This window comes from Desulfosalsimonas sp. (assembly GCF_046483245.1).
Lineage (GTDB): Bacteria > Desulfobacterota > Desulfobacteria > Desulfobacterales > Desulfosalsimonadaceae > Desulfosalsimonas.
On record NZ_JAWODO010000006.1, the window covers coordinates 1 to 20,668 of the forward strand.

Annotated in this window: 18 protein-coding genes and 1 riboswitch; of the genes, 12 read left to right on the forward strand and 6 right to left on the reverse strand. The window is 51.7% G+C overall.

Annotated features, from left to right (window positions below):
• The 4 genes from R6U41_RS00890 to fdhF all read left to right on the forward strand — a co-directional run.
• A partial coding sequence (locus R6U41_RS00890; RefSeq protein WP_410267958.1) for an NAD(P)H-dependent oxidoreductase subunit E occupies window positions 1-286 on the forward strand: 286 nt, incomplete at its 5' end.
• The gene (locus R6U41_RS00895) at window positions 287-466 is read left to right on the forward strand and encodes a CCxxC motif-containing NuoF prefix domain-containing protein (protein ID WP_410267959.1); all 180 of its coding nucleotides are present in this window, start codon (window positions 287-289) and stop codon (window positions 464-466) included. It abuts the gene before it with no gap.
• 44 nt (window positions 467-510) lie between these two features.
• Window positions 511-2,352, forward strand: a complete 1,842-nt coding sequence (gene nuoF, locus R6U41_RS00900; RefSeq protein WP_410267960.1) for an NADH-quinone oxidoreductase subunit NuoF — start codon at window positions 511-513, stop codon at window positions 2,350-2,352.
• Window positions 2,352-5,024 carry a formate dehydrogenase subunit alpha gene (fdhF, locus tag R6U41_RS00905; protein ID WP_410267961.1) on the forward strand — a complete coding sequence of 891 codons (2,673 nt, stop codon included), beginning with the start codon at window positions 2,352-2,354 and terminating at the stop codon, window positions 5,022-5,024. Before nuoF ends, fdhF begins: the two co-directional genes overlap by 1 nt.
• Window positions 5,025-5,045: 21 nt before the next feature.
• Here fdhF and R6U41_RS00910 read toward each other — a convergent pair whose 3' ends face one another.
• Window positions 5,046-6,227, reverse strand: coding sequence for an AbrB family transcriptional regulator (locus R6U41_RS00910; protein WP_410267962.1), 1,182 nt, complete (start codon window positions 6,225-6,227; stop codon window positions 5,046-5,048).
• A gap of 162 nt (window positions 6,228-6,389) precedes the next feature.
• Here R6U41_RS00910 and R6U41_RS00915 point away from each other — a divergent pair, with 162 nt between their 5' ends.
• From R6U41_RS00915 to rsmG, 4 genes are all read left to right on the forward strand, one after another.
• Window positions 6,390-7,067 (forward strand): rhomboid family intramembrane serine protease, encoded by a 678-nt coding sequence (locus R6U41_RS00915; RefSeq protein ID WP_410267963.1) that lies wholly within the window; start codon window positions 6,390-6,392, stop codon window positions 7,065-7,067.
• 68 nt (window positions 7,068-7,135) lie between these two features.
• On the forward strand, window positions 7,136-7,969 hold the full coding sequence (locus tag R6U41_RS00920; RefSeq protein WP_410267964.1) for an SDH family Clp fold serine proteinase: 834 nt from the start codon (window positions 7,136-7,138) through the stop codon (window positions 7,967-7,969).
• Window positions 7,970-7,987: 18 nt separating this feature from the next.
• Window positions 7,988-9,952: a GNAT family N-acetyltransferase gene (locus tag R6U41_RS00925; RefSeq protein ID WP_410267965.1), complete on the forward strand. Its 1,965-nt coding sequence runs from the start codon at window positions 7,988-7,990 to the stop codon at window positions 9,950-9,952.
• Window positions 9,953-9,959: 7 nt separating this feature from the next.
• Window positions 9,960-10,631 carry a 16S rRNA (guanine(527)-N(7))-methyltransferase RsmG gene (gene rsmG, locus R6U41_RS00930; RefSeq protein WP_410267966.1) on the forward strand — a complete coding sequence of 224 codons (672 nt, stop codon included), beginning with the start codon at window positions 9,960-9,962 and terminating at the stop codon, window positions 10,629-10,631.
• A gap of 39 nt (window positions 10,632-10,670) precedes the next feature.
• A riboswitch (cobalamin riboswitch) is annotated at window positions 10,671-10,911 on the forward strand.
• Between the two features lie 125 nt (window positions 10,912-11,036).
• On the opposite strand, the gene R6U41_RS00935 is transcribed toward rsmG, so the two are convergent.
• A complete protein-coding gene (locus tag R6U41_RS00935; RefSeq protein ID WP_410267989.1) occupies window positions 11,037-11,198 on the reverse strand; it encodes a hypothetical protein in 162 nt (53 codons plus the stop codon).
• 7 nt (window positions 11,199-11,205) lie between these two features.
• Between R6U41_RS00935 and R6U41_RS00940 the strand changes: the two genes are divergently transcribed.
• On the forward strand, window positions 11,206-13,059 hold the full coding sequence (locus tag R6U41_RS00940) for a TonB-dependent receptor (RefSeq protein WP_410267988.1): 1,854 nt from the start codon (window positions 11,206-11,208) through the stop codon (window positions 13,057-13,059).
• A gap of 141 nt (window positions 13,060-13,200) precedes the next feature.
• Here the strand turns inward: R6U41_RS00940 and xerD are convergent, their stop codons facing one another.
• Window positions 13,201-14,097: a site-specific tyrosine recombinase XerD gene (xerD, locus tag R6U41_RS00945; RefSeq protein ID WP_410267967.1), complete on the reverse strand. Its 897-nt coding sequence runs from the start codon at window positions 14,095-14,097 to the stop codon at window positions 13,201-13,203.
• Between the two features lie 22 nt (window positions 14,098-14,119).
• A complete protein-coding gene (locus R6U41_RS00950; RefSeq protein WP_410267968.1) occupies window positions 14,120-15,226 on the reverse strand; it encodes a M24 family metallopeptidase in 1,107 nt (368 codons plus the stop codon).
• A gap of 94 nt (window positions 15,227-15,320) precedes the next feature.
• Between R6U41_RS00950 and R6U41_RS00955 the strand changes: the two genes are divergently transcribed.
• From R6U41_RS00955 to R6U41_RS00965, 3 genes are all read left to right on the forward strand, one after another.
• Entirely contained in the window at window positions 15,321-16,115 is a 795-nt protein-coding gene (locus R6U41_RS00955) for a ParA family protein (RefSeq protein ID WP_410267969.1), read from the forward strand.
• Window positions 16,112-16,483: a hypothetical protein gene (locus R6U41_RS00960; RefSeq protein WP_410267970.1), complete on the forward strand. Its 372-nt coding sequence runs from the start codon at window positions 16,112-16,114 to the stop codon at window positions 16,481-16,483. The genes R6U41_RS00955 and R6U41_RS00960 overlap by 4 nt, the downstream gene beginning before the upstream one ends.
• 175 nt (window positions 16,484-16,658) lie before the next feature.
• On the forward strand, window positions 16,659-17,657 hold the full coding sequence (locus R6U41_RS00965) for a thioredoxin family protein (protein ID WP_410267971.1): 999 nt from the start codon (window positions 16,659-16,661) through the stop codon (window positions 17,655-17,657).
• A gap of 66 nt (window positions 17,658-17,723) precedes the next feature.
• Here R6U41_RS00965 and fusA read toward each other — a convergent pair whose 3' ends face one another.
• Entirely contained in the window at window positions 17,724-19,793 is a 2,070-nt protein-coding gene (gene fusA / locus R6U41_RS00970) for an elongation factor G (protein WP_410267972.1), read from the reverse strand.
• 115 nt (window positions 19,794-19,908) lie between these two features.
• Window positions 19,909-20,667 (reverse strand): TlyA family RNA methyltransferase, encoded by a 759-nt coding sequence (locus R6U41_RS00975; protein WP_410267973.1) that lies wholly within the window; start codon window positions 20,665-20,667, stop codon window positions 19,909-19,911.
• Window position 20,668: the final 1 nt, after the last annotated feature.

Consider the following 20,668-nt stretch of genomic DNA (forward strand, 5'->3'; position numbering starts at 1 on the left):
CCTCAAACCCCGGGGCGAGCATATTATCCGTCTTTGCTGCGGCACAGCCTGTCACGTACGCGGAGCCAGCAGAGTCGCCGACAGAGTTAAAGATGTCCTCAAGATCGGTGTCGGTGAAACAACTGAAGATTTGAAATACACCTACGAAGAAGTTGCCTGTATCGGGGCCTGCGGCCTGGCGCCGGTTATGACCATCGACAAGGAAACTTTCGGTAAGCTCGATCCTGACAAAACAAAAAAAATCATTGAAACCTTCAGTGAAATTTCAGAAGGGGGGCAGGCGTAGGTGGAAAAATTTATCGATCCCTGTTGTGAAAAATGCTTCAACAGTAAGGAAAAACCGTGTGATCAGTTTGTGGAGTGCTGCCTTGAAGGCCCGCTTTGCCATGAAAGCGAGCCATGCAAAAAAGCGCGTGAAGCAATCGTCGACAAATATTCACACAGTTCAGCTTTCCGGGAGCATTAGTTTTAGTCAATAACAACCTACTGATGAAAGGAGAGAGGACCAACGTGTATGAAAAACATATTTTGATCTGTGCAGGAACGGGCTGTATTTCATCGGGCGCTCTCGACATACAAAATGTCCTGATCGACGAGCTCAAAAAGCACGGTCTGGAGGATAAAGTGCGCATCATTATGTCCGGATGTCACGGCTTCTGCGAAAAAGGGCCGATTTTTATTGTTTACCCCGAAGATGTTTTCTATTGCGAGGTGAAGGCAGAGGATGTTCCGGAGATAGTGGAAGAATACCTGATAAATGGCAATATGGTAGAACGGCTTCTCTACAAAGACCCTGTTTCCGAAGAGACTGTCATTAGCCATGATAAGATCATGTTTTACAGCAAACAGAAGCGTTTGGCCCTGCGTAACTGCGGTGTGATTGACCCTGAAAATATTGATGAATATATTATCCGCGGCGGTTATATCGGTCTCAAGAATGCATTGCAAATGGAGCCGATGGAAGTGGTTAACGAGGTGAAAAGTTCAGGCCTGCGCGGCAGGGGTGGAGCAGGGTTTCCTACCGGGATGAAATGGCAGTTTGGTAACAGTAGTCCCGGAGAAAAAAAATATGTTGTCTGTAATGCCGACGAAGGAGACCCCGGAGCCTTTATGGACCGGAGTATTCTCGAGGGTGACCCCCATGCGGTCCTCGAAGGCATGCTAATCGCCGGTCAGGCGATCAACTCGGACGAAGGCTATATCTATGTTCGCTCCGAGTATCCCCTGGCTATTAAGCGCCTGCGCACCGCTATCGGCCAGGCTGAAAACTATGGAATACTAGGTGAAAACATTTTAGGCTTCGGCTTTAATTTTAAAATAAAAATCAAAGAAGGAGCAGGCGCTTTTGTGTGTGGAGAAGAGACAGCCCTGCTTTCCTCGATCGAAGGCAAACGCGGTGTTCCCCGTCACCGTCCTCCTTTTCCCGCTGTCAAGGGACTTTGGGGTAAACCGACGATAATTAATAATGTCGAAACACTTGCCAATGTACCTATAATTATGCGCAGTGGCGCAGAAGAATTTGCTTCTGTCGGTACAGAAGGCAGTAAGGGTACCAAGGTTTTCGCCCTGACCGGTAAAGTTAACAACACCGGTTTAGTTGAAGTTCCTATGGGCATCTCAATTCGTGAAGTCGTTTTTGATATCGGCGGTGGTATCCGTTACGGCAAAAAATTTAAAGCCGCCCAGATCGGAGGACCTTCGGGAGGGTGTATTCCTGATGAGCATCTCGACCTGCCTATTGATTTCGATTCCCTAACCGCAGCAGGAGCAATGATGGGTTCAGGCGGGCTGGTAGTTGTCGATGAAGATACCTGCATGGTAGACATGGCCCGTTACTTTTTGAACTTTACTAAAAAAGAATCATGCGGTCAGTGTATTCCCTGCCGCCTCGGTACTACACAGATGTATAACATCCTTGAAGATATTACTGAGGGACGGGGGAAACCGGAAGATATTGATCTGCTCGAAGAATTGGCCACAGCGGTTAAGAAAGGTTCGATGTGCGGTCTGGGGCAGACAGCGCCCAACCCTATTCTGACTACCCTGCGATATTTCCGCGACGAGTATGAAGCTCATGTTATTGAAAAACGCTGTCCGGCCTTAGTCTGTAAAGCTCTGTTGAAGTACAGTATAGACCCTGAGAAATGTATTGGCTGTCAGCGTTGTATAAAGGCCTGCCCGGTTGATGCCATCAGCGGGGAAAAGAAGGAGCCTCATATTATCGACCAGGATATCTGTACCCGGTGCGCAGCCTGCTTTGAGGCCTGTCCGAAGAAGGTTCGTGCTGTGCAGGTTGTCTCTGAGGGACTGCCTGAAACGAAAGAGTTAGCTGTAAGCAAGGAGGGTAAATAATGTCAGAGTTAATCACTCTAACCATAGACGATCTGGAGGTTAAAGCTGCTCCGGGCACCTCTATTTTAAGGGCGGCCCTGGACAGCGGTATCTATATTCCCCATCTATGCGATCATGTAGATCTAACTTCTGTTGGTATTTGCCGGGTCTGCCTGGTTGAAATCGAGGGGCGCCGCCCCACGGTTTCCTGCATGACCCCTGTCGAAGAAGGCCTGGTCGTGCGTACTGCCAGTGAGGAATTGGACAAAACCCGCAGGATCAACCTGGAGTTGTTAGTCCTCAACCACGATTACAATTGCCAGAACTGTGCCAAGAACAGTAAATGCCAACTGCAGGAATTGACCAGATTTATCGGCCTTGATGAAGACCGAATCAAGGTGATGCGGGAACCCGAACTTACTATGCCTCTGGATGACTCCAACCCTTACTACCTGCGTGATATGAATAAATGTGTTTTATGCGGTATTTGCGTGCGAACCTGTGAGGAAATCCAGGGCGATGAATGTATCGACTTTACTTTTCGCGGAATTGAAACCAGGATTGGTGTTCTTGGCGATAAGCCAATCATCGATTCCACCTGTGTAACTTGCGGCGAATGTGTCGTCCGTTGCCCGGTTGGGGCCTTGATCCCCCGGGAGGCTGTTGAGCCTACTTATGAAGTCGAAACGGTATGCCCCTTCTGCGGCTGTGGCTGCGGCATATTAGTCGGAATCAGGGGCGGCAAAATTGTCAGCTCGGAAGCAGTGGATAAAAGCCCCTCCAGCGGCGGCAGTCTTTGCGTTAAAGGGCGTTTCGGGCTTGGCTTTGTCAATTCCCCGAAGCGTTTAACTACCCCGCTGATCCGCAAGGAAGGCAAACTGGTAGAAGCGAGCTGGGAAGAAGCGCTTACCCTCGTGGCGGACAAGCTGGGCCAGTATAAAGGTGGTCAGTTTGCCGCTATTGCTTCCGCCAAGTGTTCCGTTGAAGATAACTACGTAATTCAGAAATTTACACGGGCAGTGATGGGAACAAACAATATCGATCACTGCGCCCGCCTCTGACACGCTCCCACTGTGGCCGGTCTGGCCACAACACTGGGAAGCGGTGCGATGACTAATACCATCGCCGAAATCGGAGACGCCGCTTGTATTATGGCAATTGGCACCAGCACCACTGAAGCGCACCCGATTGTCGGTTACCAGGTTAAAAAAGCGGTTCGGCAGGGAGCAAAACTAATCGTAGTTAACCCGCAGGAAGTGCCCCTGGTCCGTTTTGCCGATATATTCCTGCAGATTAAACCGGGCGCTGACGTGGCCCTTTTAATGGGTATGGCCAGGGTGATTATCGAAGAGGGCCTGCACGATCAGAAATATATAGAAGAGCGTTGCGAGGATTTTGATCAATTTAAGCAGTCTTTGGAAGAATATACGCCTGATTTTGTCAGCGACATAACAGGGGTGCCCTGGGAAAGGATAGTTGATGCTGCCAGGATGTATGCTCAAAATAACCCAGCATCAATATTATACTGTATGGGTATTACCCAGCATTCACACGGCACTGACAACGTTATGGCTATCAGCAATTTGGCCTTGATCACCGGTAATCTTGGCCTTGTTTCCGGCGGGGTTAACCCCCTGCGTGGCCAGAATAATGTCCAGGGCTCCTGCGATATGGGTTCACTGCCTAATGTTTTTACCGGTTATCAAAAAGTTGAGAATGCTGAAGCCCGTGAGAAGTTTGAGAAAGCCTGGGGGGTCTCCCTGAGCGGAGAGCCGGGCTTGACCCACACCGAGATTTTTGACGCAGCTTACAAAGGAGATATAAAAGCCCTTTACCTGGTTGGAGAGAACCCGGTTCTTACCGAAGCCAATGCCGCCCACTCAACGGAAGCGATGGAAAAGCTGGATTTCTTTGTCGTCCAGGATATCTTTCTGAACGAAACAGCTCAAATGGCCGATGTAGTCCTGCCGGCAGCATCATTAATTGAGAAGAACGGTACTGTGGTTAATACTGAAAGACGAGTACAGCGTATACGCAAAGTAATTGAACCGGTTGGGGAAGCAAAGCCTGATTGGTGGATCGTAAGCGCTATTGCCAACGAAATGGGAGCGGAAGGTTTTGCTTACAACAGTGCTGAGGAGATCTTTAATGAAGCTGCTTCTCTTACTCCCAGCTATGCAGGGATAACCTACGACAGGCTGGAAAAAGAAAGCATCCAATGGCCCTGCCCGACGGAAGATCACCCCGGGACACCTATTCTGCATACCGATAAATTCAACACCCCTTCAGGTAAAGGCAAATTGATGCCGATAGAATACAGACCCTCGGAAGATTGCTGCGATTTTGATTTTCCGCTGGTTCTGACCACAGAGCGCAACCTTTACCAGTATCACAGCACTATGACCCGCTACTCCGAAGGGTTGGATGAGCTAAGCGGTGGCGAGCACATTATGATCAACCCGGCCGATGCCGAAAAGATGGGCATATCCGACGGTGATATGGTCGAAGTTAAATCGCGTCGCGGTGAATTAAAGGTTAAAGCAAAGATCACCCGGCGCAGCCAGGAGGGTGTGGCTTCACTCAGTTTCCACTTTGCCGAATGCCCGACCAACCTGCTGACCAGTGCAGCCTTAGACCCGGTGTCTAAAACTCCTGAAACCAAGGTTTGCGCCATCAGTATCGAAAAGGTGTAAAATAACTTTTCTAATCGACCATTACCGCATCATGAACATGAATAAGAAAGGGACAAAGATATTAATCGAAAGAAATCGGCACAGATGGAGCATTGATACTTTGAAGGGATCGCGGCCGTGTTTAATGGCCAGTGCCGTCATTACAGTAAAACCGCCTGGTGCTGCTGCCAGAAAACTGGTTAAAAAATCCCAACCTGTCAAGCGGTAGATGATCCAGGCTGTGCCGAAGGAAGTAGCAAATATCACTGCGGTTGCAATCAAAATCGGTACCAGGAATTCCGGATTAACCATGGTGATGATTGTTTCCAGCGAGATATTATCTGCAACCGTGATACCGATAAAGACTAATAGCAGGTCTAACAAGCGTGGTGAAAGCTTGCTTACCGGTACACCGGCAACTGAAACGGCAGCAACGAATATAGTTGATCCTACCAGTAAACCGGCGGGAACACCCATTCCTTCCAGCAGCAGCCCACCCACTGCAGCTATAAATAGGGTCAGCATAATTCTGAGCCAGGATTCTTTAAATGACGAAACCACGCGGAGAAGTGCATTCTGATTAAAATAAGTGCTCAGTAAGTTGCTGAATAACCCAGCGATTGTTAAGGCAGTTATTTTTTCGCAACTCACTACTTTTTTGGCCGGGGTTTTGTTTTCGTTTTTTAAATTCCCTGGTGGTTTTTTTTGGCCGCGGTTTTCCCGCACCTCGATCCATTTAAGCAGTAATGGAAAGATAAGGATAGTGCCCAGCATCCGGATCATCTGCATGACGATAATTACCGTAACTCCTGCACCTGAAGCGAGGGCGATAACAGTTATCTCGGGCAGGCCACCCATACTTGCCGAGAGCATCGCCGTGTAGAGGTCCATTGCAGAGTAACGGGCCAGGAAAAAACCGATAACAAATACTATAGAAAGAGCCCATGCAATAATTATCACTGCTGAAACGGCCATGGGCTTAAGTTCACGTACCGCATCCCTGTTCAGCATTGAGCCGACAAATATGCCGATAATTATCTGTGCTGCAGGAAATAAAAAATCAGGTGAAGTTGGCAACTCCACTTGCATTGCACGCAGAGTACCGATTACCGCTACCGGGCCAATCACTTCAGAAGCCGGCATTCGTATTCTGGACAGCAAAAACCAGCCGGCTAATCCGAGCCCGAAAAGGAGTAGGATGTCACTAATTATTTGTACAAACATGATCACATTATAACATTAAAAATAACCGCCTTTCCTTCTGATTCACTGTCGCTTGCACCGGTCTAACCAGCAATATTTCCTGTCTGAACAGGTTAAATAGTATGATATAATTAAACCTGCCTGGTCATAAACAGCCGGCGGAGAGGCAGGAAGCGCGGTTTAATGTTCCCTTTACGCGATACAATAACTTATCACGGTGCCACTCTTGCTACAATCGGCCTGATTATCCTGAATGGTATTGTTTTCTTATATCAATTTTCTCTCGGGATTAATGTGTTTCCGGAGTTTTTTTATACTTTCGGTTTTATCCCCGACATTTTCTTTCAGGATCCCATTGGTGAATTTAGCACTATATTTACAAGCATGTTCGTTCACGGTTCCTTTTTACACATGTTAAGTAATGTTTGGTTCCTCTGGGTATTTGGCCCCGCTGTTGAAGGCCGGCTTGGATTTTTCCGCTTCATGCTTCTCTACCTGCTTGCGGGCATTGCTGCTGCTCTTACGCAGGGCTTTTCATTGCCTGAGAGCACTATTCCCATGGTCGGTGCTTCAGGAGCCGTCTCAGGCATTCTTGGCGCCTACCTGATTCTATTCCCCCGGGCTAGAGTGCTAACTATCATTCCGCCTTTTTTCTTCTTTTTCTTCTGGCTGCCAGTGCCGATATACCTGGGCTACTGGATATTGATCCAATTTGTTTATGTTTTTTATGAGGTGGCTGGTATAGCCTGGTGGGCTCATATCGGAGGTTTCTTTCTCGGCCTGGTGCTGGTCTTGTTTATGCGGCCCAAAAGGAATTACCGTGCCGACCCCTTCTGGGAATGCTGGCGCGACTACTGCTAAGCCGGCTTGGACGAAAGGACGTTTGCATATTTATCAACAAATCGATTTGAAGCAAGGAGGCTTTTTCTATGGAAAATATTTCTCAGCTTTTCTGGTTATTCATAATTATAATGGCGCTGACACCCTACCTGCAGCAGCAGATCCTGCGCTCTGCCCGTACTCGTAAGATAATCGAGCTCGAGCGTAAGCGCGGCAGCCGCGTTATTACCCTGCTTCACCGTCAGGAAGCGGTTAGCTTGCTCGGCATACCGCTGACACGTTACATTACTATCGAAGATTCGGAACAGGTTCTGACGGCTATTCGTCTGACTGATAAAGATGCGCCAATTGACCTTATTGTCCATACTCCTGGCGGGTTAGTCCTTGCCTCCGAGCAGATTGCCGAGGCCCTCTTGCGTCACCCTGGGAAGGTTACTGTCTTCGTACCCCATTACACAATGTCCGGCGGCGCCCTCATCGCTATGGCCGCTGACGAGCTGGTCATGGATGAAAATGCAGTCATCGGCCCGCTCGATCCCCAGCTTGGCCAATATCCCGCCGCTTCACTGGTTAAAGTCCTCGAATCCAAAGAAATGAAAGATATTGACGACCAGACCATCATCCTGGCAGATGTTGCCACCAAGGCTTTGCGTCAAGTTAAGAGCACTGTTAAATGCCTGCTTGCCAAGCATATGGATGAGGAGCAAGCCGAAGAAACAGCCGAAAAACTAACCCAGGGAACCTGGACTCACGATTACCCAATTGATGTTCAGCAAATTGCCGAGATGGGCATCAACGTCAACACTAACATGCCTGGTGAAATTTACAGCCTGATGAGCATGTATCCTCAGCCCCGCACAGCCCGGCCGAGTGTTGAATACAGTCCCGGCCCGGTTTACCCCTCAGGGCCGAATGAAAAATAATAAAGAGGAATACTAATAATGTCCGACCAAATAGATCTTTCTAAAATGGAGAAAAAAATCATCATTCGCAGTGTTGAAGAAAAGGATCTCGACGCTATTGTAGAGCTGAGCAAGATCTGCTTCCCCAACATGGAGCCGTGGGCCTGGGAACATCTTAAAAGCCATATAGATATTTTTCCCGAAGGTCAGTTATGTGTGGAATATGACGGACAGATCATCGGCGCATCCTCAAGCCTGGTTATCGATTTTAACGAGTACGAGGATCGTCACACCTTTGATGAAATTACTGATAACGGTTACATTACCAACCACGATCCCGATGGTAAGCACCTATACGGTATCTCGATCATGGTCCATCCGGATTTCCGCCGCCTGCACGTCGGCACCCGAATCTACGAAGCACGCAAAGAGTTGGTTCAGCGCCTGAATTTAAAAAGTTTCCTTGTTGGCGGGCGCATTCCTTTTTACCACAAATATGCCGACCGTATGACTGCCGCGGAATATGTTCAACAGGTCATCCAGCAGAAGATGTATGATCCTGTCCTAAGTTTCCAACTGCTGAACGGCTTTAAACTTAAATGGGTCAACCCCCACTATCTTGACGACGATAAAGCTTCTCTTAGCTACGCTGTCCTGCTGGAATGGAGCAATGTCGACTACCTGCCCCGCTCCAGGCGGCTTTACCTGCGTGCATTTCCTGTGCGTATCTGTACTGTGCAGTATATGCTTAAAAAAATAAGTTCCTTCGAAGCGTTCGCCAGCCAATGTGAATATTATGTAGATGTTGCAGCACTTGACGAATCCGACTTCGTCGTTTTTCCTGAAACGTTTACCTTACAGCTGCTTTCGTTTCTGGGCGAAAGTGTGCCCAGCCTGCAAGTCCGGCGCCTGGCCGGGTTCACTGAACAGTATATCGAGTTGTTTGGCACTTTGGCCGTGAAACACAACGTCAATATCATTGGCGGTTCCCATTTTGTTGAAGAAGACGAGCTGATCTATAACGTCAGCTACCTGTTTCGCCGTGATGGGACCATCGATCGCCAGTACAAACTGCACATTACCCCCGATGAGAAAACCTGGTGGGCAATTCAGCCCGGAAAAGAGCTTAATATTTTCGACACCGACTGCGGCAGGATTGCTATCCTGATCTGTTACGATATACAATTCCCCGAATTGTCCCGTCTTGCTGTTGACCGCGGCGCCCGTATTATCTTTACCCCATTCTGTACCGATGACCGCCAGGGTTACCTGCGGGTGCGCTACTGTGCCCAGGCGCGTGCCGTCGAAAATGAGATCTACACTGTCAACCCGGACTGCCGGGTGTTTTTGTCCACTGATGCCGGGGGCACCGGGCTCAACCTTCAGGCGGCAGACTGCGTGATCAATTTTGAGCTGCCCTGGAATCCCGCGCGCATGAACCAGCGCATCGGGCGGATTAGCAGAATCGGCCAGAAAAGCGGTGCGGTCAACGTCATCAACCTGATTGCCAAGAACAGCATCGAGGAACGCATCTACGCGGGCATTCAGCTCAAAACCGATTTGTTTCAGGGTGTTTTTGACGGGGCCACGGACATGGTGGAATTTTCCCGGGAAAAACGGACAGAATTGCTCAATCAGCTGCGGGAAATAATGCAGGAAGAGCCCGAACCGGTGATGGCCGAACAAAGGACGGCTGAAGAAATCCCGGAGGATACGCCCCATTATCTGAACCCTTCGGTTTTTGAAAATCAGGACACAGCCCTGGCCTATGATGCTGAAGAGGCGCCTGCAGAGGAAAGCACCAGTGAAGGGGCAGCCGTGTTTGCAGATCAGCCCCCGGAAAAAATGGAGGAAGTGCTCAATACCGGAATGGCCTTTATCGGCGGTTTGCTGGAGATGGCCACAGGGAAAAAGATGGAAACCAGCGGCGCGGATGACAAAATGATCCGCATTGACAAGGACACCGGAGAGGTGACCATGAAGTTTAAACTGCCGGGGTTTTGATGAGGCCATGAAACAAAAGCAGATCAACTGGCATCAATGGCAAGACTGGGTGGCTCGGGGGGGTAAGGAACTTGGACTTGGTTTGGATGATTATAAAATCGGGCAGTTGGAAGTGTTTGCCAAAGAACTGCTTGAAGCCGGCCAGCGTCTGAATCTCACCAGTGTGGATGATCCTTTGGCAATTGCGGAAAACCTGATGATCGATTCCATGGTGCCGGCAAAATGGATTGACCCGGGAGCCCGGGTGCTGGATCTGGGAACCGGGGCCGGTTTGCCCGGGATTCCCATGAAGATCGGGTTTCCGGGGCTGGACATGACTTTGATTGACAGCCGGCGCAAACGGATCAGTTTTGTGGGGTATGTGATCCGGCGGCTGGGGCTTGAAAACATTTGCGCCCGGCATGCCCGGGCCGAGGATCTGGCAGGGGAAGATGAAAAGTTTGACGTGGTGGTTAGCCGGGCCGTGTCTTCGTTGGCCGAACTCAACGGTCTGGCCGCGCCGCTGCTCAATTCCGGGGGCATGCTCATGGCCATGAAGGGCAGGGGGGTTGCGGATGAACTGGCCGAAGCATGGCTTGGCGGCATGGAAAACCATGAGAGCCGGGCAAGGATTGAAAAATACCGGCTGCCGGGTCTGGGAATTGACCGGGTGGTGGTGATGGTCAAAGCTGGTTTGTAATTTTTTCTTGACTTTTCCGGTTATGTTTCATTAGCATATAAACAACATATCATTTCAGGTGCCTTATGGAGGCTGAAAAGGGAACCTCGTTAAAATCGGGGACGGGCCCGCCGCTGTAATTGGGGACGAAAGCCGCAAAAAGCCACTTTCCCGCACTCAATTCATTCCAGTGCTGACCGTTTAAGCATAGAATCGATCGATAATTGAGTGCGGGATGGGAAGGCGCAGCAACTCGGATGATCCAAGAGTCAGAAGACCTGCCTGAATGAGAAGATAACCTCCGGGATATGCGCGGACCAGGAAACCCGGCGGCTACATGTATCTGAGGATAAAAAAGGGACATCCCCGGATCGATGAAAATATCGGTCCGGGGATTTTTTTTGGGCCCGGGCCGGTAACACCTTTTTACCTGTGGAGGAAAATGATGAAAAAATGGAGCCGGTTTTTAATCTGCATTTCAGTGTTGTTATGCATGCCAGGATTGGTTTTGGCCAAGGACAGCGAGGGCGGGTCTGCAGCCACGCTCGAAGAAGTGGTGGTGACGGCCACCCGGCAGGAAGAGGCCATTTCATCCGTGCCAGCCAATATATCAGTGATCACGGAAGAAGAAATTCAAAATTCGCCTGCCCGGGATGTGCCTGATCTTCTGCGTACCGAAGCCGGGGTTCACGTAAGTGATATTTCCGGCAACCGGCGTTCTTATAGTGTGGATCTGCGGGGATTTGGCGAAACCGCTTCAATGAACACCCTTGTACTGGTTGACGGCAGAAAAATCAATTCCCCGGATTTAAGCGCAACGGACTGGACCCTGATTCCCGTGGATCGCATTGAGCGAATTGAAATCATCCGGGGCGGCCGGGGCAGCGTGCTATATGGCGATAATGCAGCCGGCGGGGCCATCAATATCATTACCAAGCAGGGCAAGGGGTTTGACGCCAGTGCAGAGATCGCCGGGGGCAGCTATGACACCGGCAAGGCCAACGCCCAGATCAGCGGGTCGCACAAGGACCTGTCCTATTCTCTGACCGGCAGCTACCTGACCTCTGATGGGTACCGTGACAATTCCGATACCCGGGCAAAGGATGTTGGCGCGAACCTGGATTATTTTGCCAGTGACCGGGTGAAGCTTTATTTGAGTTCGGGATATCATGAGGACAAAACCGGGCTGCCGGGTGGATTGAAAGAAAGCGATTTTGCAGCCGGTGCCTCTCGGAAAGATTCCATAAATCCGAATGATTTTGCAGATGTGGAGGATTACTACATCAAGGCCGGCCCGGAAGTGTATTTTTTAAATAATAGCATGTTAAAATTTGACTTTTCATATCGGAACCGTGAATCATTATATTTTAGTTCGTTTTCAACCGGAACATTTGAAGGCGATACAGAAATTGAAACTGTTGCTGTCTCTCCTCGGGTTATACTTGATGAAAGTATTTTCGGATTTAACAACAACCTGACAATTGGCGCAGATTTCAGCCAGGATAAAGAAGACATCGTCAACACCACAATTTATCCAATGTTTCCTGTATTTTCCGGTACTCAAAAATTCAAACTCGAAAAAAGAAATTATGGATTTTATATCCACGAAGAATTTCATGCTACCCCGGAGCTAACGGTATCCGGAGGATACCGCTACGACAGATCCAAATTCAAGTTCTCGCCCAGTACACCGGATAGTACCACAACAAGTGAAGACCTGTATACTGCGGGGATTGTATATCAGTTTCTGGAGCAATCCCAAGTGTATGCCAGTTATTCAAAAAGTTTTCGCAATCCCGTTCTAGATGAATTTTTCGATTTCACAACCAATACCATCAATACGGGTTTGAAATCCCAAACCGGGGATAACTATGAAATAGGGATAAGGCACCATTTCTCTGATACCTTTTACGGCCATATCAATTTTTTCCGCATTGATACGGAAAACGAACTTTATTTTAACCCGATAACATATTCTAATGAAAATTTTGATAGTGAAACCAGGCGTGATGGCGTGGAAGTGTCTTTGGGCAAGGATTTTAAGCATGTAAAGTTTGAAGGCAGTTACGCTTATACGGACGCTGAGATTCGTGGCGGTGAACATGACGGCAATGACTTTCCAAGCGTTCCGGAACATCAGGCCAGCGCCACCACAACATTTTATCCGACAAAAAATCTCTCAATTTCATTAAATGGGGTATATGTGGGCGAACGTCCCTTTATCAGTGATTTTGCAAATGAATTTGAAGATCAGGATGACTATTTTGTTGCCAATACCAAAATCCGTTATCAATGGGATAAAATGAGCGCGTATTTGAATGTCAACAACCTGTTTAACAAGGAATACGAGGAATACGGGGTGTTAAGCCTGTTTTCATCTCCTGTTGAAAGGGCCTATTATCCGTCACCCAAAATCAATTTTCTCCTCGGCTTTACCATGGAGCTGTAGGTGAAAAGTCCCGGGCCGCCATCCCGGGGCTTTTCGAAAAATGCAGGGGAAGCCGCTACGGCTTCCATGACAGGGAATTACCTCCTCCTCCGATTCCCTTCAAACGGCGGGCGAAAGCCCGCCGCTGCATTTTCTGGGGGGTTATCCCCTTGGATGATATTTTTCGTGCATGAGTTTGATCTGGTCGCGGGTGACGTGGGTGTAGATTTGGGTGGTGGAGATGTCTGTGTGGCCCAGCATCATCTGAACGGCGCGCAGATCTGCGCCGCCTTCCAGCAGGTGGGTGGCAAAGGAGTGGCGGAAGGTGTGGGGGCTGATTTTTTTGTCACATCCAACGGCAAGGGCGTATTTTCTCACCAGTTTCCAGAATCCCTGGCGGGTCATGGGCCGGCCGGCACGGCCGAAAAAAAGCCAGGGGCTTGTCTGCTTTTTCAGCATTGCCGGCCTGGCAATGCGGATGTATTGATCCACCCGGCTTTGGGCATGGCCGCCCACAGGCACCAGCCGTTCCTTTGAACCCTTTCCTGTCACGCGTACAAACCCGGCATCCAGGTTCATCTCCTGGAGCTTGATGTGCAGCAGTTCGCTGACCCGGAGGCCTGCGGCATACAGCAGCTCCAGCATGGCCGCATCCCGCATGCCCTTGTGTCTTTTGGTGTCCGGGGTCTCCAGGAGGGTGGTGATTTCGGTGATTGAAAGCACGTCGGGCAGTTTCAGGCCGAATTTGGGCAGGTCAATGAGCCGGGATGGGTCTTTTGAGAGGTGCTTTTCCTGAACCAGGAAACGAAAAAAACCCCGCAGGGTCACCAAATGCCGGGCCCTGGAGCGGATGCCCAGGCCGTCGTCGCGCAGCCGCAGCAGGTATTTTAAAATGGCTGCGGCATCCACCTCATTGGTGCGGCCGATTCGGCTGCCGGTCAGGAATCGCTGAAACCGGGCAAGGTCTGAGCCGTAGGATTCAACCGTGGCATCGGCAAGACCCTTTTCCACCACCAGGTAGTTCAAGTACTGGTCCATGTGCATGGAAATTTCGTTCATGGCAGCAACGGCGGCATTCGGGTCAGAAAAGTTTTACGTCCAGGCTGTTTAATACTTCTGCGCCGTTGGAGCGCACAACCACCATGTTTTCCAGGCGCACCCCGCCCCAGTCGGACAGATAAACTCCGGGCTCAATTGTAAAGACCATGTTTTCCTTTAGTTCAACGTTTCTTTCCGCCACCGGGCTCAGCGACGGGGCCTCGTGGATGGCCAGGCCCACGCCGTGGCCCAGGCCGTGGCCGAAATATTCGTCCAGGCCTTTTTCGTGGAGGTGATTTCTGGCTGCGGCATCAATATCTTTTGTCCAGGCCCCGGGGCGGATGGCTTCCACTGCTTTTTGCTGGGCGTCATAAACTGCGGTAAACACTTTTTTAAACGTTTCATCCCCTCTTCCCAGGACAATGGTCCGGGAAATATCGCTGCAATAGCCGTTTAAAACCGCGCCCCAGTCAAACAAAAGGGGCTGGCTGTTTTCCATGAGCCGTTCTGAAGGGATGGCATGGGGCAGGGCGGCATTGGCTGAAAATGCGGCAATCACCGGAAAGGACACTGACCGGGCGCCGGCTTCCCGCATGCGGCGCTCGATCTCCCAGGCGGCGCGGACCTCGCTCATGCCGGATTCCAGGTTTTCCAGAAAATCGGAAAATGCGGATTCCGCAAGGTGCAGGGACTTGCGGATGGCCTCGATCTCGACTTCCTCCTTGCACTCGCGCAGGTTTTCACAAAGGTTGTCCACCGGTACCAGTTCCACTGATGTGAGCTGCTCGCGGATCATGTCGTACTGGCTAACACTCATGCGGCGGCGCTCGAATCCGAGACGCGATGTGCCCAGTTTCTCAAGGATGCCGGGCAGCTCCTTTGCCAGGCCCTTTTTGTAGCAGACCACTTCAAAGTCTTCGGCTTCCTGTTGGGCCTGGATTTCGTATCTGGAATCCGTGGCCAGCACCAGGTGGTCGCCGGAGATGAGCAAAACCCCGGCGGATTCGTCAAACCCGGTGTCCTGGCCGGTAAAGCCGCTTAAATACATGCGGTTTTCGGCAATGGAGACAAGCAGGGTGTCGATATTGGCTTTTTCAAATGTTTGCCGGATGTTATGGATCCGGTGCCGGATATGGGGTTGCATAACCATAAAATAGCACAACCTGCGGCATTGATAAAGCCAATAACGCCGGGGGGTGCACAAGGACCTTGAAAACAGGTGTGTTTATGATATGAAAGGGAGCATGACAAAGATATTCTGTATTGCCGCACCCGCGGCCGGCGCCGGAAAAACAACCGTTTCAGTGAATCTGGCAGCGGCGTTTGCGGCCCTGGATCAAAACACCCTGCTGGTGGACTGCGATGCCCGAAACCGGTGCCTTGAAGCCGCGGTCATTGACCCGCCGGCAGATGCGCCGGGATTGGATCGGGTGATTGCGGATTCCCGGGATGCCGCAAATTTTTTGGTGCCGACCTGCATTGAACATTTCCGCGTGCTGCCGGCCGGTCCGGGGCTGGGCAGGGCGGCTTTAAAGCCGGGCCGGAACGTTTTTTCGGAAATTGCCGGACAAGACCTGGATATGATGGTTATCAATGCCACGGCAGAGTCCGGGGGCCTGATGCAGGAAGCCGTGTGCTGCGCAGACGTGCTGATCCTGCCGGTTCGCCTGGATTTGGAGGCGGCCGGAAACATTTCCGGTCTGCTTGAAACATACAAACATTTTCTTGAGCAGGTGGCCGCGTTTCGGCAAAACAATCCAGCCGGCGCTTCAACGGCCCGGATTTTGATCAACGGATGCGATGACGCCGCAGAAGCCGAGGCCCTGCTGGGCCCGGAAGTGTTTGAGGCCATTGCCCAACTCTGTCTGCCCGTGTGCATTGCCGAAGATGAGCGCCTGCACGAGGCCATGGTCTTTGGAAAGCCCGTGGTCTGCCATGATATCATCTCCCCCGGGGCCGTGGCTTTTTTGGAACTGGCCGGTCTTTGGACGGATATCGAAGAAATTCGCATGGAAGAAAAAAAGGATCAGATCACATGAAACTTGCCCGCAAGGAAATCATCCAGGCCTGCGAAAAGCAGATGCTGAAAATGCTGGTCAAAAATCTGGACAAATCCGCGGTAAAAGCCCTGATCCGGGAGAAATACGATCTGTCGCCCGGGGAGGATCTGCTGTTTCACGGCGGGGATATTGCGGTTGAAAACAATGAAGTGGTCTACAAACTCGATTTCAGCCTCCGGGTGGGCATGACCGTGATGCTCGACCGGGAGGGAGAATACGTGGATATCCGGGCCAGTCAGAAAAATCTCTCCGAGCCGCCCGAAGACGGGCAGGACTCTGTTTCAGGCGATGACAACCGGCAGCTGGCATCGGATATCGCACGGATGCTTTCGGAAATCAATCAATGATGGTGCCGTAAAAGTCCAATATCTGCGTTACGCGCAATTTCTCAGAATTTCACGTACGGATAAGTACGCTGCATTCTTCGAAATTGCGCAAGCCTTGATCTTGAACTTTTACGGCACCATCTAGAATCAGACTTTTTACAGTGCCATCAATAAACAAATTTAAGGCATAATGCCCATGGAAAACCAGCAGGCACAACCGGTGATCTCCCGGCCGGACATGGCAGTGGTTGAAAACTACAAGTACAAGATTTACAAGCCAACCCGCATTGTTGTGCTCGGAGATCCCAATGATGCGGTAACAAAGCGAATGGAGCAGTTCTGCGATCTGCTCCGGGGGCATCTGCCCTCGCTTGATGTCAAAAATGAAACAAGCGAAGAAGATGAGCGGCCCGCGATTTTTATTTATCCCAATATCCGGTTTTCAGCCGTTCCCGAGGGAAAACTGCTGGAGCTGTTTTTGATGTGCGCGGCCGGGATCGTGCCCATGGAAGAAGCCGAGGCCGGGGTTTCTGCGGCGGATATCCAGAACCGGATCCAAATGCCCGGGGTGGTGCGGGTCTATGTTTCCCCGGTATGCCCCCATTGTCCGGGTGCGCTTGGCAGATGGCTCTACATGGCCGCCTGGGCGCCGGACCGGGTGGATTTGCATGTGATTGATGCCGCTGTTTTTTCCGAGTCCGCGGCCCGGGACAATGTGAAATCCGTTCCCACAGCCATTTTGGATGATCAGTTCAGGTGGACCGGTGTCGTGGCCGTGGCCGAGTTGCTCGATATTTTCGAAAAGCGCAATCCCGCAGATCTCAGTGCGGATACTGTCAAAAAAATCATCTCAGACGGGGATGCCGAAGGCCTGGCCGCCCTGATGGCCGGGGCTGGCAGTGTAATTCCGGGTTTTCTGGATCTGCTGGCCCATCCCAAATGGCCCACCCGCCTGGGGGCCATGGTGGCATTCGAATATCTGGCCGAAACCGCGCCGGATCTGGCCCGCCAAGCCCTGGAGGCCATGTGGAACCGCTTTGCCGGACTTGATGATGCGGTAAAAGGGGATATGATTCATCTTTTCGGCGTGTTAAATGATTCCGAGTTTGCAGGACGGCTGGAATCAGTGATCAACGGTGATTACCCCCGGGCGGTCAGGGAAATTGCAGAAGAGGTGCTGGGGGATTTGGGGTAAAAAACAGGCCGATTCGGCATTGGATTTGCCGAACCGGCCTGTTTCCTGCTATTTTGAACCGCTTTTCTACTTTTCCTGTTCCTGCTGGCTGCGCAGTTCCTCGATGACCTTTTGGGAAATCTGGGCCGGGACCTCATCGTAGTGGGAAAATTTCATGGAAAACATCCCGCGGCCGCCGGTCATGGAGCGAAGATCCGGCGCATAGGTGAGCACTTCGGCCTGGGGCACCAGTGCGCGCACCACTTGGTTTTTGCCCCGGCTTTCCATGCCCAGCACCCGGCCGCGCCTGGAGTTTAAATCACCCATGATATCCCCCATGAATTCCTCTGGCGTGATCACCTCCATTTCCATGATGGGCTCGAGCAGCACGGGATCGGCCTGCTCCATGGCCTTTTTGAAAGCCAGGGATCCGGCGATTTTAAAGGCCATTTCCGAGGAGTCCACGGAATGATATGAGCCGTCATCGACCTTTGCCTGAAAATCAATGCAGGGAAATCCCGCCAGAACGCCTTTTTGCGAGGCCTCGGCAATGCCCTTGTCCACTGCCGGAATATAGGTCTTGGGAATCACGCCGCCGACGATCTTGTCCACGAACTGGTAGCCCGCGCCCCGTTCCAGGGGTTCGAACTCCACCCAGCAGTCGCCATACTGGCCGTGGCCGCCGGATTGTTTCTTGTGCTTGCCCTGGACCCGGACCTTTTTGCGAAAGGTTTCCTTGTAGGGCACCTTGGGAATATTGAGGTTGACCTCGACGTTGTACTTGCGCCGGAGCTTTTCCACCGTGGTTTCGATGTGCACCTGGCCCTGGCCGGTGAGCAGGGTCTGGCGGGTTTCATCGTTTCGCTCCAGGCGCAGGCCCGGGTCTTCCTCGATGAGCTTGGTCAGCGAGGAGTAGATCTTGTCCTCATCTCCCTTGGATTTGGGGGAAATGGCAAAGGACACCACGCCGCGCAGGGGTTCAGCGGGCTTGTATTCAATGGGTTTGTCCGGGGCGCACAGGGTGTTTCCGGTAACGGTTTCCTTTAGCTTGGCCACGGCCACGATATCTCCGGGGCCAGCGCCCTCCAGGGGTTTCTGCTCTTTTCCCTGGATCTGGAGAAGCTGGTTGTAGCGTTCCTTGGTGTCCTTTGTGGCGTTGAAAAATGTGCCGTCGCCCCCGAGTTTTCCGGAAAAAACCCGGAAAATGTTGAGGCGGCCGGCATAGGGATCGGCCACGGTTTTAAACACCAGTGCGGAAAACGGCGCGTCCGGAGACGGTTCCCGGGTTTCCTCGGTTTCCGTGCCGGGAACATATCCGGTTTTCGGCCCGCGGTCTGCAGGGGAGGGCAGGGCGTCTGCCATGAGCCCGGCGAGCAGGTCCACGCCGATATTTAAGGTGGCAGATCCGCACATCACCGGAACAAAGGCTTTTTCCAGGGTCCCCTTGCGCAGGGCGGCCAGGATTTCTTCGTCTGAAAGGGTCTCGCCTTCCAGATATTTTTCCACCAGTTCGTCATCGGCTTCCGCGATGTTTTCAATCAAAGATTCGCGCTCGGCCTCGGCGGTTTCCTGCATGTCTGCGGGAATGTCTGTGGCCTTTGCTTTGCCGTTTTCGTAAACCCAGGCCTTCATGTTGACCAGGTCCACCACGCCCTTGAAATCGGCTTCCTGGCCGATGGGCAGCTGCAGAATAATGGGCTTGGGAGAGAAAATTTCAATCGCGTCATTGAAAGCCTTTGAAAAATCCGCCCGCTCCCGGTCCACCTTGTTGATGAAAATCACCCGGGGCAGGCCGAACTCATCGGCATACTCCCATGCCTGTTCGGACTGGACCTTGATGCCGTCCACCGCGTCAATGACCACAACGGCACTGTCAGCGGCCTGCATGCAAAGCCGGGTATCAGAGAAAAAATTCTGATCGCCCGGCGTATCAATCAGGTTGATCTTTCGCTGTTTCCAGGAAAAGGGATGAAAGGCCGTGGAAATACTGCTCCGGCGCTTGAGCTCCTCGGCCTCGAAATCCATGACGGCATTGCCCGCATCCACGCTGCCAAACCGCTTGGTCGCACCGGCGTTGTGCAGGAGGGCTTCGGCCAGAGACGTCTTACCGGATCCACCGTGTCCGATCAAGGCGATGTTTCTCAGATGTTCTGTCATAAGACTCCTAACTCCTCTCTATTCTGCTGGATTTACATGCGAAACGCAATCGTACTGCATTCCATTGTATTTATCGGTTTGACCGGAAAAAATCAACCTTAAAAGGCGCCTTTATTCATCCCGGGGCCGGCACCTGCAGGTGCTGGATAAACTCCCGGTTGCCCCTGGGTCCGAAAATGGGGGATGGTGTAACTTCACCGGGAATTAAGCCGCATTGTTTAAAAAAATCAGAAAGTTCTTCAATAACGCGATTGTGCAGGGCCGGGTCCCGGACCACGCCGCCCTTGCCCACCTCGCCCTTGCCCACCTCGAACTGGGGCTTTATCAGGGGCAAAATGGTTCCGCCGGGCCGGATAAAGGGCTGTACCGCGGGCACCACGATCTTCAGGGAGATAAAGGAAACATCAATCACCGCCAAGTCCAGGCCGGCCGGCAGATCTTTTTTAGTGGCATGCCGGATATTAAACCGCTCCATTACCGTCACCCGCGGATCCTGGCGAAGCTGCCAGGCCAGCTGGCCGTAACCCACATCCACGGCATACACCCGGTCCGCGCCGTTCTGCAAAAGACAATCCGTGAATCCCCCCGTGGATGCACCCGCATCCAGGCAGGAAAATCCCGAGACATTGATCTCAAAAACCGCCAGGGCGTGTTCCAGCTTCAGTCCCCCCCGGCTGACATAAGCCAGGTCTGAGGCCCGGCTGACGATTTCCGCGTTTTCCGCCACCAGGCTGCCGGGTTTGTCCACTGGATGATCATTGACCAGGATATGGCCGGCCATGATCAGGGCCTGGGCCCGCTGGCGGCTGCCTGCAAGGCCGCGCTCCACAACCAGCAGATCCAGGCGCTTTTTTCCGGTTCCCGGGGTTTTCATG

Excerpts from the sequence above, each read along its gene's own strand:
- R6U41_RS00910 (WP_410267962.1), bottom strand. The coding sequence starts at position 6,227 with ATGTTTGTACAAATAATTAGTGACATCCTACTCCTTTTCGGGCTCGGA.
- R6U41_RS00915 (WP_410267963.1), top strand. The coding sequence starts at position 6,390 with ATGTTCCCTTTACGCGATACAATAACTTATCACGGTGCCACTCTTGCT.
- R6U41_RS00920 (WP_410267964.1), top strand. The coding sequence starts at position 7,136 with ATGGAAAATATTTCTCAGCTTTTCTGGTTATTCATAATTATAATGGCG.
- R6U41_RS00925 (WP_410267965.1), top strand. The coding sequence starts at position 7,988 with ATGTCCGACCAAATAGATCTTTCTAAAATGGAGAAAAAAATCATCATT.
- rsmG (WP_410267966.1), top strand. The coding sequence starts at position 9,960 with ATGAAACAAAAGCAGATCAACTGGCATCAATGGCAAGACTGGGTGGCT.
- R6U41_RS00935 (WP_410267989.1), bottom strand. The coding sequence starts at position 11,198 with ATGGCCTCTTCCTGCCGGGTGGCCGTCACCACCACTTCTTCGAGCGTG.
- xerD (WP_410267967.1), bottom strand. The coding sequence starts at position 14,097 with ATGAACGAAATTTCCATGCACATGGACCAGTACTTGAACTACCTGGTG.
- R6U41_RS00950 (WP_410267968.1), bottom strand. The coding sequence starts at position 15,226 with ATGGTTATGCAACCCCATATCCGGCACCGGATCCATAACATCCGGCAA.
- R6U41_RS00955 (WP_410267969.1), top strand. The coding sequence starts at position 15,321 with ATGACAAAGATATTCTGTATTGCCGCACCCGCGGCCGGCGCCGGAAAA.
- R6U41_RS00960 (WP_410267970.1), top strand. The coding sequence starts at position 16,112 with ATGAAACTTGCCCGCAAGGAAATCATCCAGGCCTGCGAAAAGCAGATG.
- R6U41_RS00965 (WP_410267971.1), top strand. The coding sequence starts at position 16,659 with ATGGAAAACCAGCAGGCACAACCGGTGATCTCCCGGCCGGACATGGCA.
- fusA (WP_410267972.1), bottom strand. The coding sequence starts at position 19,793 with ATGACAGAACATCTGAGAAACATCGCCTTGATCGGACACGGTGGATCC.
- R6U41_RS00975 (WP_410267973.1), bottom strand. The coding sequence starts at position 20,667 with ATGAAAACCCCGGGAACCGGAAAAAAGCGCCTGGATCTGCTGGTTGTG.